This window comes from Saccharopolyspora sp. 7B (assembly GCF_020177435.1).
Classification (GTDB): Bacteria; Actinomycetota; Actinomycetes; order Mycobacteriales; family Pseudonocardiaceae; genus Saccharopolyspora_C; species Saccharopolyspora_C gregorii.
Map to the genome: position 1 here is coordinate 23,152 of NZ_JAIUKC010000064.1, position 20,984 is coordinate 44,135.

The 20,984-nt window shown below is 72.5% G+C and carries 19 protein-coding genes; 9 read left to right on the top strand and 10 right to left on the bottom strand.

Features of this window, described 5'->3' with window-relative positions; genetic code table 11:
* Window positions 1-45 precede the first annotated feature (45 nt).
* Window positions 46-675: a TetR/AcrR family transcriptional regulator gene (locus tag LCD33_RS12270; RefSeq protein WP_224962319.1), complete on the bottom strand. Its 630-nt coding sequence runs from the start codon at window positions 673-675 to the stop codon at window positions 46-48.
* Between the two features lie 58 nt (window positions 676-733).
* Here LCD33_RS12270 and LCD33_RS12275 point away from each other — a divergent pair, with 58 nt between their 5' ends.
* Complete coding sequence (locus tag LCD33_RS12275) at window positions 734-1,957, top strand: oxygenase MpaB family protein (protein WP_224962321.1); 1,224 nt, start codon at window positions 734-736, stop codon at window positions 1,955-1,957.
* Between the two features lie 39 nt (window positions 1,958-1,996).
* Here the strand turns inward: LCD33_RS12275 and LCD33_RS12280 are convergent, their stop codons facing one another.
* Complete coding sequence (locus LCD33_RS12280; protein ID WP_224962323.1) at window positions 1,997-2,899, bottom strand: serine hydrolase; 903 nt, start codon at window positions 2,897-2,899, stop codon at window positions 1,997-1,999.
* Window positions 2,896-3,789, bottom strand: coding sequence for a LysR family transcriptional regulator (locus LCD33_RS12285; protein ID WP_224977864.1), 894 nt, complete (start codon window positions 3,787-3,789; stop codon window positions 2,896-2,898). The genes LCD33_RS12280 and LCD33_RS12285 overlap by 4 nt, the downstream gene beginning before the upstream one ends.
* Window positions 3,790-3,918: 129 nt before the next feature.
* Between LCD33_RS12285 and bla the strand changes: the two genes are divergently transcribed.
* On the top strand, window positions 3,919-4,827 hold the full coding sequence (gene bla, locus LCD33_RS12290) for a class A beta-lactamase (protein ID WP_224977865.1): 909 nt from the start codon (window positions 3,919-3,921) through the stop codon (window positions 4,825-4,827).
* A gap of 294 nt (window positions 4,828-5,121) precedes the next feature.
* On the opposite strand, the gene fgd is transcribed toward bla, so the two are convergent.
* From fgd to LCD33_RS12310, 4 genes are all read right to left on the bottom strand, one after another.
* Window positions 5,122-6,129, bottom strand: a complete 1,008-nt coding sequence (fgd, locus tag LCD33_RS12295; RefSeq protein ID WP_224958659.1) for a glucose-6-phosphate dehydrogenase (coenzyme-F420) — start codon at window positions 6,127-6,129, stop codon at window positions 5,122-5,124.
* Window positions 6,130-6,808: 679 nt separating this feature from the next.
* Window positions 6,809-8,143, bottom strand: a complete 1,335-nt coding sequence (locus LCD33_RS12300) for an MFS transporter (RefSeq protein WP_224958657.1) — start codon at window positions 8,141-8,143, stop codon at window positions 6,809-6,811.
* A 34-nt stretch (window positions 8,144-8,177) separates the two neighbouring features.
* Window positions 8,178-9,536, bottom strand: coding sequence for an MmgE/PrpD family protein (locus LCD33_RS12305; RefSeq protein WP_224977866.1), 1,359 nt, complete (start codon window positions 9,534-9,536; stop codon window positions 8,178-8,180).
* A 142-nt stretch (window positions 9,537-9,678) separates the two neighbouring features.
* On the bottom strand, window positions 9,679-10,419 hold the full coding sequence (locus tag LCD33_RS12310; RefSeq protein WP_224958655.1) for a FadR/GntR family transcriptional regulator: 741 nt from the start codon (window positions 10,417-10,419) through the stop codon (window positions 9,679-9,681).
* 207 nt (window positions 10,420-10,626) lie between these two features.
* Between LCD33_RS12310 and LCD33_RS12315 the strand changes: the two genes are divergently transcribed.
* From LCD33_RS12315 to LCD33_RS12330, 4 genes are read left to right on the top strand one after another with little or no spacing between them, the layout of a single operon-like run.
* Window positions 10,627-11,166 (top strand): MaoC family dehydratase, encoded by a 540-nt coding sequence (locus LCD33_RS12315; RefSeq protein ID WP_224958654.1) that lies wholly within the window; start codon window positions 10,627-10,629, stop codon window positions 11,164-11,166.
* Window positions 11,163-12,392: a CaiB/BaiF CoA-transferase family protein gene (locus LCD33_RS12320; RefSeq protein WP_224958653.1), complete on the top strand. Its 1,230-nt coding sequence runs from the start codon at window positions 11,163-11,165 to the stop codon at window positions 12,390-12,392. Before LCD33_RS12315 ends, LCD33_RS12320 begins: the two co-directional genes overlap by 4 nt.
* Window positions 12,377-13,543, top strand: coding sequence for an acyl-CoA dehydrogenase family protein (locus LCD33_RS12325; protein WP_224958652.1), 1,167 nt, complete (start codon window positions 12,377-12,379; stop codon window positions 13,541-13,543). The genes LCD33_RS12320 and LCD33_RS12325 overlap by 16 nt, the downstream gene beginning before the upstream one ends.
* Window positions 13,537-14,373 carry a CoA ester lyase gene (locus tag LCD33_RS12330; RefSeq protein ID WP_224967301.1) on the top strand — a complete coding sequence of 279 codons (837 nt, stop codon included), beginning with the start codon at window positions 13,537-13,539 and terminating at the stop codon, window positions 14,371-14,373. Before LCD33_RS12325 ends, LCD33_RS12330 begins: the two co-directional genes overlap by 7 nt.
* Here the strand turns inward: LCD33_RS12330 and LCD33_RS12335 are convergent.
* Window positions 14,364-14,870, bottom strand: coding sequence for an Lrp/AsnC family transcriptional regulator (locus tag LCD33_RS12335; protein ID WP_224958650.1), 507 nt, complete (start codon window positions 14,868-14,870; stop codon window positions 14,364-14,366). The genes LCD33_RS12330 and LCD33_RS12335 overlap by 10 nt on opposite strands.
* Window positions 14,871-14,998: 128 nt before the next feature.
* Between LCD33_RS12335 and LCD33_RS12340 the strand changes: the two genes are divergently transcribed.
* Window positions 14,999-17,323 (top strand): pyruvate dehydrogenase, encoded by a 2,325-nt coding sequence (locus LCD33_RS12340; RefSeq protein ID WP_224967302.1) that lies wholly within the window; start codon window positions 14,999-15,001, stop codon window positions 17,321-17,323.
* Between the two features lie 251 nt (window positions 17,324-17,574).
* On the opposite strand, the gene LCD33_RS12345 is transcribed toward LCD33_RS12340, so the two are convergent.
* Window positions 17,575-18,093 (bottom strand): RICIN domain-containing protein, encoded by a 519-nt coding sequence (locus tag LCD33_RS12345; RefSeq protein ID WP_224967303.1) that lies wholly within the window; start codon window positions 18,091-18,093, stop codon window positions 17,575-17,577.
* A gap of 284 nt (window positions 18,094-18,377) precedes the next feature.
* Between LCD33_RS12345 and LCD33_RS12350 the strand changes: the two genes are divergently transcribed.
* Window positions 18,378-18,602: a hypothetical protein gene (locus tag LCD33_RS12350; RefSeq protein ID WP_224967304.1), complete on the top strand. Its 225-nt coding sequence runs from the start codon at window positions 18,378-18,380 to the stop codon at window positions 18,600-18,602.
* Between the two features lie 4 nt (window positions 18,603-18,606).
* Here LCD33_RS12350 and LCD33_RS12355 read toward each other — a convergent pair whose 3' ends face one another.
* Complete coding sequence (locus LCD33_RS12355; protein WP_224958643.1) at window positions 18,607-19,470, bottom strand: LysR family transcriptional regulator; 864 nt, start codon at window positions 19,468-19,470, stop codon at window positions 18,607-18,609.
* A gap of 400 nt (window positions 19,471-19,870) precedes the next feature.
* Here LCD33_RS12355 and LCD33_RS12360 point away from each other — a divergent pair, with 400 nt between their 5' ends.
* Window positions 19,871-20,857 (top strand): triacylglycerol lipase, encoded by a 987-nt coding sequence (locus LCD33_RS12360; RefSeq protein ID WP_224977867.1) that lies wholly within the window; start codon window positions 19,871-19,873, stop codon window positions 20,855-20,857.
* Window positions 20,858-20,984 lie beyond the last annotated feature (127 nt).

A 20,984-nucleotide genomic window follows, 5' to 3' on the forward strand; every position in this document is an offset into this window, starting at 1 on the left:
CGGACGTGCGCCGGTGCCCCGACCGCTGCTTCCCGCCGCCCTCGGTCAGCGTCGCTCCGGATCGAGCCTGGTCGCGAGGTAACCGGTGAGCAGCGCGGTGATCTCCTCCACCGCGTCCTCCCGGTCCACCTCGGGCGGGTCCAGCACGTAGCTGATCGCCAGGTTCTCCACGGTCCGCACCAGCACCCAGGCCACCGCGTCGGCCCGGGCACCGCCGGGGAGGTACCCCAGCAGGGCGGTGGTGACGAGCTCGTCGATGCGGTGCTTGAAGTCGGCGCGGCGGGTGTCGGCGTTCGGCGGCAGCTGCTCGTAGAGCACCCGCAGCAGGCCCGCGTTCTCCTCGAACGCGGTGATGAGCGCGAGCACGTTGCCGCGCACCGCGTCCGGCAGCGAGCCGCCCGCGAGGTTGGCGACGAACGCGCGCGAAATGCGAGTGCGCAGCCGGTCGGCGCAGCGGTCCACGACCTCGCCGAGCAGCACGTGCTTGTCCGGGAAGTACTGGTACAGCGACCCAGGGCTGATGCCCGCCGCCGCGGCGATGCGCCCGGTGCTCGCCCGGTCGTAGCCGTGCTCCAGCAGCACCTCGTACCCGGCGTCGAGGATGCGCCGCACCATCGCGCGGGAGCGCTCCTGGCTGGGCTCGCGCCGCATCGGACGCCGGGTTCGAGCGGCCACGGGCACCTCCGGAAACGCGAATTGAACGCGAATGAATCTTCGTGTCAGCATCATCGGCATGACCTCACCTGTGACGCAACGCACTCCCGGGGCGGTGTACCCGGACCGGTTCTTCGGCGCCCCGGAGCGCTCCCGGCGGATCGGGCGGGTGCTGCGGCTGGCCGCCCGGGTGGACGAGCTCGACGAGGAGCTGGTGGACCGCATCGGGCGGCGGATGTTCACCCGCGACGAGCCCGGGGCGCGGCTGGTGCGCGCGATGGGCCGCGAGGTCCCCGCCGAGCAGCGGGTGACGATGGCGCAGTTCGCCCGTGCGCTGGACGACGGGGTGCCGCCGGACGCGCCTGCGGCGTTGCGCGAGTTCTTCGCCGTGGTGGAGCGGACCCCCGACTGGGTCGATCCCGACCTGGTGGAGCGCGGGGCGCGCGCCATCCGCCGGATGGGGCGCAACGTGGACGACGTGCTGCTGCAGCTGTCGCTGATCGGCGGCTACCGGTTCGGCGGCCCACCGGACCTGCTGGTGGCGACCGGCGGGCTGACCGGCGCGACCGCGATGCGCCGGCTCGGCGAGACGAAGAAGTGGGCGCTGGCCACCAGCCGCCCCGGCGGAATGCGCCGCGACGGCGAGGGATTCCGGCTGACCGTGCACGTCCGCGCCATGCACGCGTTGATCAACCACCGCTTCGAGACGAACGGGCGGTGGGACGTGCAGCGCTGGGGGCTGCCGATCAACCAGGCCGACCAGGCGGCGACGCTGGGACTGTTCAACGGCACGCTGCTGCTGGGGGTGCGGGCGCTCGGCTGGCTGGTCACCCCGGCGGAATCGCGGGCGATCATGCACGCCTGGAAGTACGTGGGCTGGCTGCTGGGCGTGGACGAGGACTTCCTGTTCGACACCGAACGCGAGCAGAACCGGTTCAACTACCACGTGCTGCGCGTGCAGGACGACGTGACACCGGCCGGCGCGGCGCTGTCCGGTGCGCTGGTCGACGGCCAGCCGACGCTGGGGCGCGGTCCGCTGGCCGGGCGGTACGCGCGGCTTCGGCTGCTGAGCATGCTGCGCTTCTTCCTCGGCAAGCAGGGCCTGCGGGACCTGGCGCTGCCGGTGACGCCGAGCTGGGCGATTCCCCCGATCTGGGCGGCGAACCTGGTGAAGTCGGGGCTCGTCGCGCGCAGCCGGCGCGGGCGCCGCCACCTGGAACGGGCCGGGGACCGCTTCGCCGACCGGGACCTGCGGCGCACCTTCGCCGGCGCCCGGCCCGAGATCGGCGCGCTGCCCGGCTGACCCGGCGCCCCCACCGCCCGATCGTCGCTCAGGACCGGACTACCAGCGGCGGAGGTGGTCGCGGAGCCTCCGGGCCGTGCGAGCCATCAAGAACTCGGCCTCCGGCTGGGTGGCGGCGGGCACCCGGGACTCGGTGAGCGCGGCGATCGCGAACCGGTGCCCGTCGTCGTGCTCGACGACGCCGACCTCGTGCCGCAGGTTCAGCAGCGTGCCCGTCTTCGACGACCACGTGGTCGCGTCCGAGCTGAAGTCCGGGGCCAGCCGGTGCCGCAGCAGGTTCGCGCCCAGCAGCTCCCGCGTCCGCTCGGCGACCGGTTCGGCGATGCGGTCGGGCCGCCACAACTCCTGCAGCAGGTCCACGAAATCCCGTGCCGACCCGGAATTCGCGCGCGTCACGTCGAGCTGCGCGAGCGGATGCCCGCGATCCGCGGTGCGGGCGCCGATGGCCAGCGCGTGGGCCAGGTGCACGTCGGCGGCGGCGAAGCGCTCGGCGGGCGTCTCCGACAGGTCGCCGACCAGGTGGCGGGCGGTGATGCCGCGCAGCCCCCACTCCCGCAGCATCCGGGTGACCTCGGCCGGCGAGGTGAGCGCGAACAGCGCGTCGGCCGCCACGTTGTCGCTGAGCGCCACCGCCAGGTACATCAGGTCGTCCAGCGCCACCCGCGCCGGATGCCGGAACCGGCTCAGCCCGGTCGGTCCGGGCGTGGTGATGGCCCCGGGCCGCACCAGCACCTCGGCGGCGCCGTCCAGTTCGCCGCGGCGGACGCGTTCCAGGGTCGCCGCCACCAGCGGGATCTTGATCAGGGAGGCGACGGGGTGGGCGACGTCCGGTTCGATGCCGATCTCGCGCCCGGAATCGAGGTCCCGCACCAGGAACGAGCCGCGCAGCCCGCCGTCGTCGAGTTCGGCGAGCAGTTCGCCGATCAGTGCTTCCGCGTTCACCCGTTCTCCAGTCCGGTTCCGTCCACCGCGCCGAGGCAGCAGGCGACGTCCGCCCGCAGCGCCGTCCGCAGCAGGTCCGCGTCGTACCCGGCCTCCGCGGTGATCCCGTAGCCGCGCGCCAGCGGCAGTTCCGCGACCGGGTGCCACAAGAACCCGAACTCGACGGCCTGCTCGGCCGAGCACAGCAGCAGGTCCGCCGATCCGAGCGCCTCGGCGGCGCCCGCGCTCAGCGACTCTGCCACAGCGACCTGCGCGGGCCGGAGCCCCACCGCGTCGCGCACCCGCAACAACCGGTCCCGCACGTGCGGCACGTCGTCCTCCGGCTGGATCCACACCCGGCGCCGCGGCGAGCGCTCGGCGCGGCCGGCGCGCAACGAATCCAGGTGCACCGGCCCGCGGTGCCGCTCGGTCGTACCGGCGACGCCGAGCGGCACCGACCACTCGGCCTCGTCCGCGGGCACCGCCACCAGCGCGGCCCGCACGTCGAGGGTGCGCACCAGGTCCACCCGTTCGGCCGGGTCGGCGCGCCGGAACTCCAGGAACAGCTCGTGGGTGCGCGCCGCCGCGTCCAGCTCGGCCAGCGCGCGGGTGGTGCAGGTCGCGGGCACCGCCAGCCGCACCGGGCGCAGCCGGGCCCGCTTCGCGTCCTGCTCCAGGGCGTCGGCCGAGCGCACCAGCTGCCGGGCCCGCGGCAGCAGGTCCCGGCCGAACGGGGTCAGCAGCACGCGCCGCGCCGAGCGGTCGAACAGCCGCTCCCCGAGATGCCGCTCCAGCGCGGTGATGCGGCGGCTCGCCACCGGTTGCGGGATGCCCGCGGCGGCCGAACCGCCGGTGAAGCTGCCCACTTCGCTGACGCTGACGAACGCCCGGCACCCACCCACCAAGTCCACGACCGCAGTGTATGCCGGATCCGCATGAGAACCTCGGTTTCCGTCTTGGACAGCATGGCCGCGGAGTGGTGAGACTGGTCGCGCCGACGGCCGCACCGGCTCGTCGGGCAGTGACGAAAGGGAAGACCCGTGCTCAAGCAGCGTTTCCACCAGGTCGCGGTCGCCGCGCTGGCCGCGCTCACCCTCACGGGGTGCACCGGCGGCGTGAGCGCCGCGCCCGCCACCTCGGCCGCCACTCCCCCCGCGTCCGCCGCCACCGCGCGGCAGGCCGAGTTCGACGAGCTGGAGCGGCGGTTCGACGCGCGCCTCGGGGTGTACGCGCTGGACACCGGGACCGGCCGGGAGGTCGTGCACCGCGCCGACGAGCGGTTCGCGTTCGCCTCCACGCACAAGGCGCTGTCCTCCGGCGAGGTGCTGCGGCGCAACTCCCCCGCCGACCTGGACCGCCGCATCACCTACTCGCAGGCCGACCTGGTCGAGAACTCGCCGGTCACCGAGCAGCACGTGGCCGACGGCCTCACCCTGCGCGAGGTGATCGACGCCGCGATCCGCTACAGCGACAACACCGCGGCGAACCTGCTGTTCCGCGAACTCGGCGGACCGGCCGAGTTCACCGCCGCGCTGCGCGGGCTGGGCGACACCACGACCCGCTCGGACCGGACCGAGACCGACCTGAACCGGACCTCCCCCGGCGACCCGCGGGACACCAGCACGCCGCGCGCGCTCGCCGCGAGCCTGCGCGCCTACACCACCGGGGACGTGCTGGCGCCGGAGCAGCGGGCGCTGCTCAACGAGATGATGGGCGCCAACACGCTCACCACCGACCTCATCCCGGCCGGGGTGCCCGCGGGCTGGCGCGTCGGCGACAAGTCCGGTGCCGCGGACCACGGCACCCGCAACGACATCGCGGTGATCCACCCGCCGAACCGGGCGCCGATCATGCTGTCGGTGCTGTCGGACCGCGCGGCGGTGGACGCCGACTACGACGACGCGCTGATCGTCGAAGCCACGAAGATCGCAGTGAACGCCCTGGGCTGACCAAGTCCGAAGTGGACGACCGCAGCAGAACGCTCCCCCCACCACCAGGCGGAGGGAGCGTTCCCAACCCAAAGAAAAACCAGCCGCTACCAGGCCCCATCGTCCTTCCTGTCAGCGGCGAAGCCGCTGAGCAAACGACCACCTGAGACACCGGCACCGCCGCGGGTTCTCAGCGGGATTCTCGCTGCGGGATCTTTTTCCCGAGTGGCTCCGCCACGAGGGAAAAAGCTGTCCTCGCGAGAATCCCGCTGAGGTTCCGCCACCCACCCCCTCCGAAGAAGGAGCCGGAAAACCTCAGCCGGCGAGTTCACGCAGGCGCGGTGCTACGTCTGCTCCGAACGTCTCCAAGAACCGCGTCTGATCCGATCCCGGCGCGTGGAACACCAGGTGGTCGAAACCGGCGTCCAGGTAGGCCTTCACCTCGGCGAGCACTTCTTCCGGATCGGAGGCCACGATCCAGCGGGTCGCGACCTGCTCGATCGGCAGTTCCTCGCCAGCCTTCTCCATCTCCTCCGGATCCGCCAGGCTGTGCTTGACCTCGGCGGGCAGCGACAGCGGCGCCCAGAACCGGGTGTTCTGCAGGGCGCGCTCGCGATCCGGGTCGTAGGAGAGCTTGATCTCGATCATCTTCTCCATGTCGGCGGCGTTCTTGCCGCCGGCCTCCGCACCGGCCTCCACCGCGGGCAGCAGCTTGTCGGTGTAGAGCTCCATGCCCTTGCCGCTGGTGCAGATGAAGCCGTCGCCGACGCGGCCCGCGTACTTGGCGACCATCGGCCCGCCCGCGGCCACGTAGATCGGCACCCCGCCTTCGGGGCGGTCGTAGATGGTGGCGTTGGAGGTGCGGTAGTACTCGCCCTCGTAGCTGACCCGGTCCTCCCGCCACAGGGTGCGGATGAGGTCGATGGCCTCGCGGAAGCGGCGGAACCGCTCCTTGAACTCGGGCCACTCGCGGGCGGTCACCGCGGTCTCGTTCAGCGCCTCACCGGTGCCGACGCCGAGCATGACCCGGCCCGGGTACAGCGACCCGAGCGTGCCGAACGCCTGCGCCACCACGGCGGGCTCGTAGCGGAACGTCGGGGTGAGCACGCTGGTGCCCAGCTGGACGCGCGAGGTGCGCTCGCCGACGGCGCTCATCCAGGACAGGGCGAACGGCGCGTGGCCCTGGTTGTGCCGCCACGGCTGGAAGTGGTCGGAGACCATCACGCTGTCCAGGCCGTTCTCCTCGGCCTGCACCGCGAACTCCACCAGATCGCGCGGGGCGAACTGCTCGGCGGAGGCCTTGTACCCGATCTTGATGCTCATGCTGGTTCGCTTACCTCACCCATCGCCACGGTCACGGGAACTTCGTGGCACTCGTCGTTGAACGCCGCGGGTCGGAGCGCCGTCGCGCGGGTCCTCGCAGCGCCGTGCGGGCGCGACGACCTCGAACGCGTCGGGACCGGCGCCGACCGGTCCGCTGCGGCGGACCTCCGGCGCGGATCGGTCGATGCGGCACGACACCGACCACATCACTCCGCAACCGCTTCGCCGCGCACCCTATTCCGCGCGGGTCCGGGCGTGGCGGCCACCAGGGCTCCGGCCGTCCGGGCGGCGCGCGGGGGTGCCGCGGTTCGGTCGACGGGCGGGAACCGGGTCATGGTGGCCTTTCAGCGGCGCCGGATGCGCTTGTTCGGACAGTCCCACAGGGTGTCACGAGCGGCGGCGCGCCCGGGCGGCGAGCACGGCCGCGTGCTGTGGAACCGATCACAGCGCCGCCGCGGTGCTCACCGTCCGCGCTCGCGCGACGACGGCGGGTGCGGCACCGGCACCCGTTGCGGTGGAACGGATCCGCTCCGCGACCGGATGGCCGGCGGCTCCTCCGCGCGGACCGCGGTGCCCGGCGCGCGGCCGAGCACCGCGGTCGTACCGGCGCGAGGCACCGGAGGGGCCGCCGGCATCCCCGGCCCGGCCCGAGCGCGCGGGACGAGCCGAGCTCCCGGGCTCAGCGGTACCGGGGAAGCCGCCGAGCCAGCACGATCCCGAGCACCGTGAGCACCCCGCACAGCACCAGGGTCAACGACAGCGGCACCGAGGAACCGCCGGACGAACCGACCAGTGCCAGCGCGCCGATCGGCAGCAGCCCGCCCGCGACGGCCGTGCCGAACGAGATGCACAGCCCGGTGCCGGTGTAGCGGGCGTCCACCGGGAACAACTCGGACAGCAGCGAGGGCACCGCACCGTTGAACGCCGCGTAGCAGAGCGTGCCGACGAGCATCGCCAGCAGCATCGCGCCGAACCCGCCGCCGTCGATCAGCCAGAATGCCGGGAAGGCCCACAGCACCAGCACGATCCCGGACCCCGCGGTGAGCCGTTCCCGGCCCCACCGGTCCGCGTGCACCGCGAACACCACCGTCAGCACGACCAGCAGCAGCGAGGCGAGCACCAGGCCCAGCTGCACGTCCACCGCGCTGAGCGCGGGCACGTACTGCTTCGTGTACGCCACCAGCCCGGTCATCAGCACGTACAGGAAGGAGCAGGACGCCGACCACATCAGCGATCCGGCCAGCAGCGCGAGCCCGTGGTCGCGGAACACCGCGCGCACCGTGGGCCGGGCGCTGCGCTGCCCGCTCTCCCGCTCGGCGAGTTCCGCGAGGAACGCGGGGGTCTCCTCCAGGCGCCTGCGCAGCACCAGGCCGAGCGCGATGAGCAGCGCGCTGGCCAGGAACGGCAGCCGCCACGCCCAGGACAGGAACGCGTCCTCGCTGACCCACAGGTTCACCACCAGGATCACCGAGCTGGCCAGCCCGATGCCGAGCACCGTGCCCAGCTGCACGAACGCGCCGTAGAGCGACTTCCGCTTCGCCGGGGCGTGTTCGACGGCGACGAGCACCGCCCCGCCCCACTCGCCGCCGACGGCGAGGCCCTGCAGCAGGCGGCAGACGACCAGCAGCACCGGCGCCCAGAACCCGGCGACCGCGAACGGCGGCAGCAGTCCGATGGCGACGGTCGAACCGCCCATCACGAGCATCGAGGTCAGCAGCGCGGTGCGCCTGCCGCGGCTGTCGCCGAGCTTGCCGAACAGCAGCGCGCCCAACGGGCGCATCCCGAACGCGACGGCGTGCGTGGCGAGCGCGGCGAGCGTGCCCATCCACGGGGAGGCGCCGGGGAAGAACAGCGGCCCGAACACCAACGCCGCCATGAAGGAGTAGATGATGAAATCGAAGATCTCGATGAGCGTGCCGAGCAACGACGAGCCGGCGATGCGGGCCGCCGACAGCGGACGTCCTGCGGTGGCGGGTCTGTTCGCGCACGCGGGTTCCGCGGCCGTTCCGGACATGGGGGTACCGCCTAGGGGTGAGGGGTGGGGAGGGTCAGGCCGCGCGCAGGGCTTCGGCGTAGTCGGCCGCGCCGCCCGCGCCGCCGATCGCCAGCACCCCGTCCATCGTGGACCGGGCGTCGCCCCCGAGGTTGTCGGCGAACTTCGCGCGAATGTCCGCATCGGACAGCGGGCGTTCGGTGTGGCCGCGGTTGACGTCCTCGCGGCGGTGCAGCCTGCGTCCGCCGGTGAGCACGATCTCCACTTCGGCCGAATAGGCCTGCGGGAAGCGGCTGTTCGGATCGTCGGCGATCTCCACGCGCTGCGCGAGGCGCAGGATCTCCTGGTCCGCCAACGCTTCGTCGGTGAACTCGGCGAGGGTGAGCCGGTCGCGGGCCAGGCAGGCCCCGGCGATGAACGGGAGGCTGAACTTGGCGTCGTAGTCGTCCTGCGGAGCGCGCTTGCGCTCGATCGGCTCGCACACGGCGGCGGCGGGCGTCTCGTGGATGTGGCAGCGCACCACGTCGACCTCGGCGGCGCTGAAGCCCTCGGCCTGCTTCAGGTGCAGGATCGCGTCGGCGAACGCGTGGGTGAAGTGGCAGCTCGGGTACGGCTTCACCGCGGTGGCCAGCAGTTCCCAGCGTTCGCCGAGCCCGTCGAGCGCTTCGGTGGCGTCCCAGCCGTCCGGGCCGAGGTGCGTGGCGTAGAGCCCGTATCGCCCCTCGTAGACCTGCTCGGGCCCGGGCCAGCCGACGGCGGCGAAGGAGGCGGCGGTGAGCGCGCTGGTCGCCGCCCACCCGGGGTGCAGCCGCTTGGTCCACGCGCCGTCGGCGAGGAATTCCAAGATGCCCGAGGCCATCGAGCCGACGATCCGCTGCGCTTCGGCGATGCCGTCGGCGTCCAGCCCGGCCAGCTTCCCCGCGCTCACCGCGGACCCGAAGGCCCCGGCGAGTCCGGTGGGGTGGAAGCCGCCCGCGTGGAAACCGCCGTGCGCGACGGTGCCCACCCGCGCGGTGATCTCGATGCCGAGGACGTAGGCCAGCAGCAGGTCCTCGGCGGAGCGCCGGTGCTTGAGGGCGGCGGCGATGCTCACCGGCAGCGCGCTCGCCGAGACGTGGGTGACCGCGGGCAGGTGCGTGTCGTCGAAGTCGAGGCCGTGCACCAGAACCGCGTTGAGCAGGGCGGCTTCGCGCAGGGCGAGCCGGTCCGGGAGCCCGATGACCGGCTGGTCGCCGGGACCGAGTTCGGCGGCGGCGCGCCGGGCGCGCCGGGTGAACTCCTCGTCGACCGCGGCCAAGGCGACGCCGACGGAGTCGAGCGCGAGGTGCCGTGCGCGGCGCAGCACTTCGTCGGGTACGTCCCGCAGCGTGGTGCGCGCGGCGAATTCCCCGAGCACGTCCGCGATGGCAGGCATGGGCGCCTCCTCGGCCTCGTCATTGATGACCCGGCGGATGCGCGGCCGCATCCGGCCCGCACAGTGTGCAACCACCCACCGCGCCACCACAAGACAAAAGTCTGACGTTTTCGCCGAGGCGGTTCGAGGAGTCCTCGGAGGACTAGTCCTCCATGCGTTCGTAGAGGGGCTTGAGGCCCAGGAGGTGTTCGCGCACCAGGGTTTCGGCGATGTCGGCCTCGCCACCGGCGACCGCCTCGTAGATCTTCACGTGGTCCTCGTCGATGCCGTCCCAGGCCGGGCGCGAGATCCGGTCCCGGTGCATCCGGCCGCGCAGCACCGCGTTGATCGGGCTGCACATCACGTGCAGCAGCGGGTTGCCGCTGATCGACACCAGCGTGGTGTGGAAGTCCCAGTGCACGGTGAAGCCTTCGTCCGGATCGAGGTGCCCGGTGCCCTCGACGGTCCGGCGCAGTTCCGCGAGGCCGTCCTCGTCCGCGCGCTCGGCGGCCAGGCGCGCCGCGTGCGGCTCCAGCAGCAGCCGCGCCTCGATCAGGTTGTCCACCGACATGCCGCGCGAGTTGACCAGCAATCCGAGGCTGCCGCCGAGGTTGTCGGCGATGCGCCCGGCATCCGGGGCGGCCACGAAGCTGCCGCCGGTGACGCCGCGAGTGGTGTCGATCAGGTGCTGGCTGGCGAGCTGGCGCAGCGCCTCGCGCACGGTGCTGCGGCTGACGCCGAACATGCTCCCGAGCTCGGTCTCGCTGGGCAGCCGCGACCCGGAGGGCAGCGCGCCGCTGACGATCTGGTCGCGCAGCTGCTCGGCGACCTGCCGGTACGCCGCCTGCACCGGGCGCACCCGCAGCTTCGCGGATTCGCCGCCTCCTGGCCGGGTGGCCGCCATGATGCCTCGCTCCTCCTCGCGCCGGACCGGGTTCCGGCCGCTCCCGGTCAGCGTACGGGACCGCACCGGACCGGCCGGAACACTGGGAACTCAATTGTCTGACGTATTGCGCGGCGGCGCTCGGCGGCCGCATACTCCGAGGCGTTCCCGGCGCGGCGGCCGACCCCCGGACCGCGTCCGCGACAGGCACGAACAGGAGGTGCGGCGGTGGCCGTGCACGGAGGTCAGCAAGGGCGCTACTTCGAGGACTTCGTCGTCGGAGACATCTACCGGCACCCGCTGGGGCGCACCATCAGCGAGGCGGACAACACCTGGTTCACCCTGCTCACGATGAACACGCACCCGGCGCACTTCGACGCGCACTACGCGTCGAAGACGCCGTTCGAGAAGGTGCTGGTCAACTCGGGCCTGACCATCGCGATGCTGCTGGGCCAGAGCGTCAGCGACATCAGCCAGCGGGCGGTGGCGAACCTGGCGATGAACAACATCCAGCTCACCCACCCCGTCTACGTCGGCGACACCCTCTACGGGGAGTCGATCTGCACCGGCAAGCGGGAATCGAAGTCGCGCCCGTACGCGGGCCTGGTCAACGTGCACACCCGCGCGCTCAACGCCGAGGGCGACGAGTGCCTGTCGTTCGACCGCACCGTGCTGATCTACAAGCGGGACCAGGCCGAGGCCATCGACTCCTTCCCCACCGCCAAGAACGGCCCGCTGTCGCTGGACGACGACGGAGGTGCGCGGTGAACCGGCTGCCGCTGGCCGACGTGCGGATCCTCGCCGTCGAGCAGTACGGGGCGGGGCCGTTCGGCTCGGTGCACCTGGCCGACCTGGGCGCGGAGGTCATCAAGATCGAGGACCCGCGGTTCGGCGGCGACGTCGGCCGCCTGACCCCGCCGTACGCCGAGGACGGCGATTCGCTGTTCTTCGAGGCGTTCAACCGCAACAAGCGCTCCGTCGTGCTCGACCTCACCAGCCCCGCCGGCCGCGAGGTCTTCGAGAAGCTGGTGGGCGTCAGCGACGCGGTGTACTCGAACCTGCGCGGTGACGTGCCCGCGAAGATGGGCATCCGCTACGACGACCTCAAGCACCTGAACCCGGCGATCGTGTGCTGCTCGCTGTCCGGCTACGGCATGACCGGGCCGCGCGCGAAGCAACCCGGCTACGACTACATGCTGCAGGGCCTGGCCGGCTGGATGTCGGTGACCGGCGAGCCGGACGGGCCGCCCACCAAGTCCGGACTGTCCATGGTGGACTACTCGGGCGGCCTGGTGGCCGCGATCTCGCTGCTGTCGGCGATCCACGGCGCGCGGCGCGACGGCGTCGGCTTGGACTGCGACGTGAGCCTGTACGACACGGCGATCGGCATGCTCACCTACCTCGCCACCTGGCACCTCAACGCCGAGTTCGAACCGAAGCGCACGCACCACTCGGCGCACCCGAGCCTGGTGCCGTTCCAGAACTTCCCCACCGCCGACTCGTGGATCGTGATCGGCTGCGCGAAGCAGAAGTTCTGGGAGAAGTTCGTCGACGTGCTCGGCTCCCCCGCCTGGGCCGCCGAAGCGCGGTTCGCCACCACCTCGGACCGCTACGCGCACTCCGCGGACTGCGTGCGGCTCATCGAGCAGGAGCTGGCGCGGCGCGGCACCGCCGAGTGGCTGGGGCTGCTGGAGGCCGCCGGTGTCCCGTGCGCGCCGATCAACACGATCCCGCAGGCGTTGCGGGAGGAGCACACCGAAGCCCGCGGCATGGTCGTCACCACCGAGCACCCGCGGTTCGGCGAGGTCAAGCAGGTCGCCTCCCCGGTGCGCGCGGGTGAGCCCAGGACCGACCACCAGCGTGCGCCCTTCCTCGGCGAGCACACCTCGTCCACATTGGACGATCTGCTCGGGCTGGACGCGGCGGAGTTCCAGCGGTTGGCCGGCGAAGGTGCTTTCGGAGCGAATGGAGACGCGCCGTGGATTTCGAGCTGAACGAGGACCAGGCCCAGTTCCAGCAGGTGCTGCGGGACTTCGTGGACGCGGAGGTCGTGCCGGTCGCGCAGGAGTGGGAGCGCGCAGGCCGCTACCCCGCCGAGATCGTGGCGAAGATGGCCGACCTCGGCCTGTTCGGGCTGCTGATCCCCGAGGAGTACGGCGGGGTGGACGCGGACTTCGTGTCGTTCACCCTCGTGTTCGAGGAGATCGCCCGCGGCTGGATGGGCGTGGCGGGCATCCTCGGCAGCCACTCGGTGTCCACCTGGATGCTCAGCAGGCACGGCACCGAGGAGCAGAAGCGCACGTACCTGCCCGAGCTGGCGACCGGCGTGCGCCGCACCGGCATCGCGCTGACCGAACCGGACGCGGGCACCGACCTGCAGGGCATCCGCACCACCGCCGAGCGCGACGGCGACCACTACGTCATCAACGGCAGCAAGATGTGGATCACCAACGCCCGGTACGCCGACCCGCTGCCGGTGCTGGTGAAGACCGACCGCACCGCCTCGCCCGCGCACAAGGGCATGAGCGTGCTGCTCGTCGACGCGGGCACCCCCGGGTTCACCGTCACCAAGGACATCCCGAAGCTCGGCTACAAGGGCACCGAATCCTGCGAGGTCGTGTTCGAGGACGTGCGGGTGCCCGCGGCGAACCTGCTCGGCGGCGTCGAAGGGCGCGGGATGCAGCAGGTGCTCTCGGCACTGGAGACCGGGCGGCTCAACATCGCCGGGCGCAGCCTCGGCATCGCGCAGCGCTCCTACGACGAGGCGCTGTCCTACGCGGGCGAGCGCAAGGCCTTCGGCAAGCCCATCGCCGAGTTCCAGGCCATCCAGATCCGCATCGCCGAGATGGCCACCCAGCTGCAGGCCGCGCGGCTGCTGTCCTACTGGTCGGCGAGCAAGCTCGACCGCGGCGAACGCGCCGACCTGGAGACGGGGATGGCGAAGCTGTTCGCCTCCGAGGTCGCGCTGCAGGCCGCGCAGGACTCGATGCGGGTGCACGGCGGCTACGGCTACTCGGCGGAGTTCGAGATCGAACGGCTCTACCGCGACTCGATCCTGATGACCATCGGCGAGGGCACCAGCGACATCATGCGCACCGTCATCGCGAAATCCCTCTCCGCCGGGAAGGGGAAGGTCGGATGGTGAGCACGCGCAGCTGGCTGTTCTGCCCCGCCGACCGGCCCGAGCGGCTGCGCCGGGCCGCCGACACCGCCGACGCGGCCGTCGCCGACCTGGAGGACGCGGTGCACGTCGACGGCAAGGCCGCCGCCCGCGAGCAGCTCGTCCCGGTGCTGCGCGAGGACCCGGTGCGGGCCTGCCGGATCTGGGTGCGGGTCAACGGCGACGAGCACCTGGCCGCCGACCTCGCCGCGCTCGCCGGACTGCCGGTCGCGGGGATCGTGGTGCCCAAGGCCGAGCCGGAGCTGCTGCGGGCCGTCGCCGAACGGGTGGACGTTCCGCTGCTGGCGCTCGTCGAGACCGCGGACGGCCTGTGGCGGGTGCGGGAATCGGCCGCGGTGCCGCAGGTGCGGGCGCTGACCCTCGGCGAGTACGACCTGGCCGACGACCTCGGCACCTGCTCCCCGGAGGTGGACGCGGAACCGCTGCGGTGGGCGCGCTCCCGCGTCGTGGCGGCCGCGGCCGCCGCCGGGCTCGACCCGCCGCCCGCGCCGGTGTCCGCGGACCTCGCCGACCTCGACTCGTACGCGACCGAAACAGGACGGTTGCAGCACTTCGGGTTCTTCGGCCGGATGTGCGTCCACCCGAAGCAGGTAGCGCGGGTGCACGCCGCGCTGCGCCCCGCCGCCGACGAGGTGGACCGGGCGCGGAAGGTGGTGCTGGCCGCCGACGCCGCCGAACGCGACGGCCGGGCCGTGCTCGTGGTGGACGGCCGCATGATCGACGCGCCGGTGGTGCGCCGCGCGCGGCGCGTCCTCGACCTGGCCACCGCCGACCTGGCGACCGGTCACGGGTAGGCGCGGCGTTCCAGCAGCGGCGTGAGCCGGTGGTCCACGAGGTCGCGCATCACCAGCGCCGTGTCGGTGCGCTCCACGCCGGGGATCGCGAGCACCTGTCCGGCGATCCGGTACAGGTCATCGGTGTCGCGGGCGACGACCTGCACGAACAGGTCGGCGGGGCCGCTGATCCCCGCCACCTCCAGCACCTCGGGGATGGCGCGCAGCTCCGCGGCCACCGGCCCCAGCAGGCTCTGCGTGACCTGCACCGTCATCAGCGCGCGCAGCGGGTAGCCGAGGGCGCGGGGGTCGACGCGGCGCTCGAACGAGCCGAGCACGCCCCGCTCCTCCAACCTGCTCACCCGGCTCTGCACCGTGTTGCGGGACAGGCCGGTCTCCGCGGCGAGCGCGCTGATCGTGGCGCGCGGGGCGCGGGACAGCGCCAGCAGCAGCCGGGCGTCCACGGCGTCGACCGGGTCCTGATTTGGCACCTTGCTCAGCTCCTTCCGGACGATCACGGGCGGACTTGAGCATTCTGCTGCATCACGCCGCGCTGACTTGTGCAGAAAACGAAGTGTTGGTGGAGTTCCCACCATTCATGCCCAGCGGTGGCCGCGGGTCACCCGGTTCGTGAGGAGTTCGACCGATGGCCGACGACGCAGTCGCCCAGCACAGCGGTACGCGCGAGCAGGAGGCGCTCGCCGAGATCGAACGGCGGGTGCTGTGGCTGTCCACCGCGATCATCCACGAGGCGAACCGGAACCGGCCGAACCCCTCGGGTCTGAAGGTCGGCGGGCACCAGGCGTCCTGCGCCTCGATGGTGTCGATCATGACGGCGCTGTGGTTCCACGAGCTCGGCCCCGACGACCGGGTGTCGGTGAAACCGCACGCCTCCCCCGTGCTGCACGCCATCAACTACCTCATCGGCGAGCTCGACGAGCGCTACCTGCCGACGCTGCGCGAATTCGGCGGCCTGCAGAGCTATCCGAGCCGCTCCAAGGACCCCGACCCGGTCGACTACTCGACCGGGTCCGTCGGCATCGGCGCCACCGCCCCGATCTGGGGTGCGCTGGCCCGCCGCTACGTGCGCTCCACCACCGGGGGCGGCGGCACCGGGCGGCAGTTCTCCCTCGTCGGCGACGCCGAACTGGACGAGGGCGCCGTGTGGGAGGCGCTGCTGGACCCGGCCGTCGCCGAGCTCGGCGAGCTGGTGTGGGTCGTCGACCTCAACCGGCAGTCCCTGGACCGGGTGGTGCCGAACATCGCCGCCGGGCGACTGCGCGGCATGTTCGCCGCCGCGGGCTGGCAGACCTTGGAGCTCAAGTACGGGCGGCTGCTGGAGGAGCTGTTCGCCCGCCCCGGCGGCGACGCGCTGCGGGACCGCATCGACACCATGACGAACCCGGAGTACCAGCGGCTGCTGCGCTGCGACGCCGCGCAGCTGCGGGACCGGATGCCCGGTGACGGCCCGGCGCGCGAGGCCATCGGCGCCCTGATCGCCGAGCTGGACGACGCGACGCTGCTGGCCGCGATCCGCAACCTCGGCGGCCACGACCTGGGCGCGCTCGGCGAGGTGTTCGGCGAGATCGACGACACCCGGCCCACGGTGATCTTCGCCTACACCGTGAAGGGGCACGGGCTGCCCACCGAGGGGCACCCGCAGAACCACTCCTCGCTGCTCACCCACGAGCAATTCGCCGAGCTCGCGCCCCGGCTGGGCGCCGAGGTGGACCGGCCGTGGCAGCGGTTCGACGCCGGCACCGCCGCCGGCCGGTTGTGCGCCGAGGCGGGGGCCCGGCTGCGCCGCGAACCGGTGCCGGCCACCGCGCCGCCCGCGCTGCCGCTCGACATCGGCCGCACCCCCACCGGCACCGCGACCACGCAGGCCGCGCTGGGACGGGTGCTGCTGGACCTCACCCGTCAGTCCCCGGAGACGGCGCGGCGCGTCGTGACCGTGTGCCCGGACGTCAGCTCCACCACGAACCTCGGCGGCTGGGTGAACAAGGTCGGGGTGTGGTCCTCGCGGCAGCGCCGGGACTGGTTCGCCGACGACGCCGAGACCATCCTGCACTGGCGGGAACAACCCACCGGCCAGCACGTGGAACTGGGCATCGCCGAGACGAACCTGGTGGGGCTGCTGGGCGAGCTCGGCTCGACCTGGAGCAGGTGGGGCGAGCCGCTGCTGCCGATCGGCGTGCTCTACGACCCGTTCGTGGAACGCGCGCTGGAGCCGTGGGCGTTCGGCATCTACAGCGGCGGTCAGTCCATCCTCGTCGGCACGCCCTCCGGGGTGAGCCTGGCGCCGGAAGGCGGCGCGCACCAGTCCGTGAAGACCCCGTCCATCGGGCTCGAACAACCCGGCTGCACCAGCTACGAACCGGCGTTCGCGCAGGACGTGGAGTGGGCGCTGCTCGCCTCGCTGGCGCAGCTCGGCAAGCCGGGCGGCACCTCCGCCTACCTGCGGTTGTCGACCCGGCCGCTGGACCAGAACCTCGCCGCGGTCCCGGCCGATCCGGCGGCGCGGGAACGCCGCAGGCGGCAGGTCGTCGCCGGGGCGTACCCGCTGCGCAGCACCCCGGACCCGAAGCTCACCATCGCCGCGATGGGCGTGACCGTGCCGGAGGCGCTGGCCGCCGCCGACCGCCTCGGCCAGGCCGGGGTGGACACCGACGTGGTGTGCGTGACCAGCCCCGACCTGCTGTTCCGCGCGCTACGGGCACGGCAGGGGCGCCAGGACGGGTCGAGCTGGATCTTGGACCAGGCGTTCCCCGCGCACCGGGCGGCACCGCTGGTGACGATCGGCGACGGGCACCCGCACACCCTCGCGTTCCTGGCGACGGTGAACCGGGTGCCGAGCACCACCCTCGGCGTCACCGACTTCGGCCAGTCCGGTTCCCCGGAGGACGTCTACCGCCACCACGGCCTGGACACCGACACCATCGTCCGAGCCGGGCTCGACCTGCTGGCCTGATCCACGTCGGCTGGGCCGAATCCACAGCGGAGGAGATCCGGTCCCCGAACTCGTCCCGCCGGTTCCCCGTCAGCGGCGAAGCCGTCGAGCCGCCGACCACCCGAGAAACCGGACCCCCGCGAGTTCTCAGCGGTTCCCTCGCGAAGACGGCGATGTCGCCGCGGTGCTGCACGAGAAATGGATCCCGCAGCGAGGGAACCGCTGAGAAGTCCGCCACCCGATCCCCGGGGGCAACCGAGCGGCGGGGTCACTCATGCGGCGTCGATGAGCCACCAGTTCTTGTCCTGGTCGCTGTTCGGCTCCAAGACGACGACCTCGTTGAGCGCGTTGCCGTAGTACGGCGCCACGACCTGTTCGGTCGACCGGGACACGATCTTGTACTCGTTTCCGCCGAACGACCTGCTCGGCAGGGACCACTGGAACTCGGGGACGTGCCTGCACTCGCCCTGGGTGAGCGCGGTCTTCCCGTAGTACTGGCCGCCCGGCTTGAGGCACTTCCCGGTCTTGTCGTTGCGGATCAGGTAGTAACCGCCGGAGTTCTCCACCGACCAGCGGTCACCGTCGGCGGTGCTCGCCGAATTCCACGCGTACATCCAGATTCCGTCGTTCGAGTTGTTCCCGTAGTTCTGCGGGAGCAGGCTCCCATCGGTGGCCGAGTTGATGATGCGCAATTCCGCGGACGCCGCACCGGCCGCACCGGCGAGCATTCCGGACAGCGCGGTCAGCACCGCGGCCGCGAGGACGCCGAACCGGACGAGAACACGTTGCATGGCACACCTTTCCCAGAAGTAGGCGAGCCGATCCGGCCGCCACCATCTTGATCGGCGACCGGCAACCGGAACTCGATCACACGAACGGGCGGACGATTCGATTTCCGGAGCCGTTCGACAATGGAAATGAACACTTCGAATTCCGCATCGGGGAGGACCCATCTGTTCCGCAGCTGGCGGCCATCGAGAACGGTCGTTGGACCGGGGCGGACATCGGCCGAACACTCGGAGCGAGCGCACCGGACGCATTCCGGAGCGCCGACACCCCCGAGAGGAATCCCGACATGCCTTCGAGCGATCTGGCCCGGTTGATGCGCTGCTTCGCCGCGCGGACGCTGCTGCTCGCGCTCGCGCTGGGGCTCGCGGGCGCGCAGCTGCTGGCCCTGCTGGCGCTGCTGGCGGCGACCGGCCTGCTGGCCTGGTCCGGTGCTCCCGCGTCCACCGCCCGTCTTCGACCCTGCGCGGCGGATCGTGGTTCTTCCTGCTCCGCAACGGAAGTCGAGGGATAGGCCGTCAGCCGACGAGGTGCGCGAGCAGCGCCCGAGCGGCCGGGTTGGTGAGCTCCGCGGAGCGCCCGACCAGGCGGATCGGCCGGACCAGCGCCGGTTCCGCCAGCCGCGCGTGCGGCAGGCCGGAGCGCTCGGCGACGACGTCCGGCACGATGCTCACCCCGAGCCCCGCCGCCACCAGGGCGATCAGCAGCGGGACGTGCGTGGCCTCGCAGACCCGGTTGAGCCGCACCCCGGCGTCGGCGAACCCGCGCGCGATCATCGCCTGCAGGCTGCTGCCGAGGAATTCGACGAACGGTTCGTCCCCGCACTCGGTCAGCCGCACCCGGTCGCGACCGGCCAGCCGGTGCCCGGGGTGGCAGACCAACGCCATGCGCTGGGTCCACTCGCCGAAGCGGACGAGCTCCGCGTCGAACGGGCCCTCCCCGGCCACGTACGCCAGGTCCAGCTCACCGGCCACCACCGCGTTCGCCAGGTCCGGCATGATCCCTTCGCGCACGTGGATGCGCACCCCCGGGTACCGCAGCCGGAACTCACCGAGCTCGGCGGGCAGGTCGAGCACCGTCAACGTCTGGATGGTGCCGATCGACACCCGCCCCCGCGACAGGCCCTGCACCGCGGCCACCTCGCCGCGGGCCGCGACCACGTCGGCGGTGATCCGCCGCGCCGTCGGCAGCAGCGCGCGGCCCGCCTCGGTGAGCAGCACCTTGCGGCTGGTGCGCTCGAACAGCGCGGAGCCCAGCTCCACTTCGAGCTTGCGGACGGACGCGCTCAGCGCGGACTGCACGACGTGCACCTCGCGCGCCGCCCCGGTGAAGCTGCCGTGCCGCGCGACCGCGAGGAAGTGCTCCAACTGCCGCAGCTCCATCGGCCCACGGTAGCGCCACCCGCCGGGACGAGCGCCGAGATGGTGGTCACGGCGGGGCGTTCCTCGACCGCCGCCGGCCCGTCCTTCGTGGACCTTCCGGGAAGCCGCCGCGGGGCGAACGCCGTCGACGTCCGGTTCGATCCCGGTGCCGCGGCCGGCTGCCGTGCGAGGACGCGCTCCCGAGCACCGACGCGCTCGCCGCTCCCCGTTGCTCCAGGTGGCGCAATTCGGCGCGTTCGGCCACGTGGCCGCGGGTTCGGGGGTTAGCGTGCCGGGCCCGACCTCGCGGCCGATCGCCGTGGGGGCGCGACGCCCGCCGGTGCGGGCGGCCCGCGAGGTCGGGAGCGACGCGGGGGAACACCTGGGGCCCGCGTCGACCTCGATCGGAAGGAGCATCCACATGATCAGCCGACGATGGCGCGGAGCGGCCGCGGCACTCGCCGCCGGACTGGTCCTGAGCATCCCGGCCACCGCGCAGGCGGCCGGTGACGCGGCACCCGTGGCCGAGCAGCCGACGATGCTGCTGGTGCACGGGTTCAACACCGACCCGCCGACGTCCTGCAACAGCTCCACCTGGAAGACCGCGCTGGAGTACTACCAGCACCCGGGCGGCCGGGACCGCGGCTCGCTGCGGACGATCGGCTACTACGCGGGCGATTCCGCGCACTGCGACGACGTGATCGGCGACGGGGAGGCCACCAAGAACCGGCCCATCCAGGAGATCGCGAAGGACTTCGCCAACCACATCCACGCGAACTACACGGCGAAGGGGAAGCAGGTCGACATCGTCGCGCACTCGATGGGCGGGCTGATCACCCGCGTCGCGATCCTCGGCACCCGGGAGGGCTGGAGCGGGTTCCCGTCGGAGGTGGACGTGCGCAACGTCGTCACCCTCGGCACCCCGCACCAGGGATTGCGCGACGGCTGCACCAAGGACGAGTTCGAGGCGAAGAAGTGCAGCAGGCAGTGGCACCAGATGACGCCGACGAAGGACGGCGGCTCCGGGTTCATCGACAAGCTGCACGAATCCGCGAAGGGGAAGGACGACCGCGGCCTGGACGACCCGTGGGCGAAGGACATCGACTGGAGCCTCGCCGGGTCCACTGAGGACGGAACCGTCTCGTACCCCTCCGCGATCGACAAGGGGTACTTCGCGCACCAGAAGTACGGCTTCGACGAGGACCTCGACGGCGACGGGTCGAACGAGTGCTCCGACCCGGAGATCAGCCACGGCGCGCTGCGCTCCACCAAGGGAGCCGGCGGGTTCTGCCTGCGCTACTGGCACCACGGTGCCGGCGGCGGGCCGCACACCACGGAGAACGGCTGGTCCCCGCTGAAGGTGGCGTTCAAGGCCGCCACGCACATCGGTGATGACCTGCCGAAGTGACTCCCGGGGCCGGGGGGGGGGGGGGGGGGGGGGCCCCCGCCCCCGGGGGGGGGGGGCGCCCGCGCCCCCCCCCGCCGCCCCCCCCCCCCCCCGCCCCCCCCCGGGGGGCGCCCCCCCCCGCCGCGCA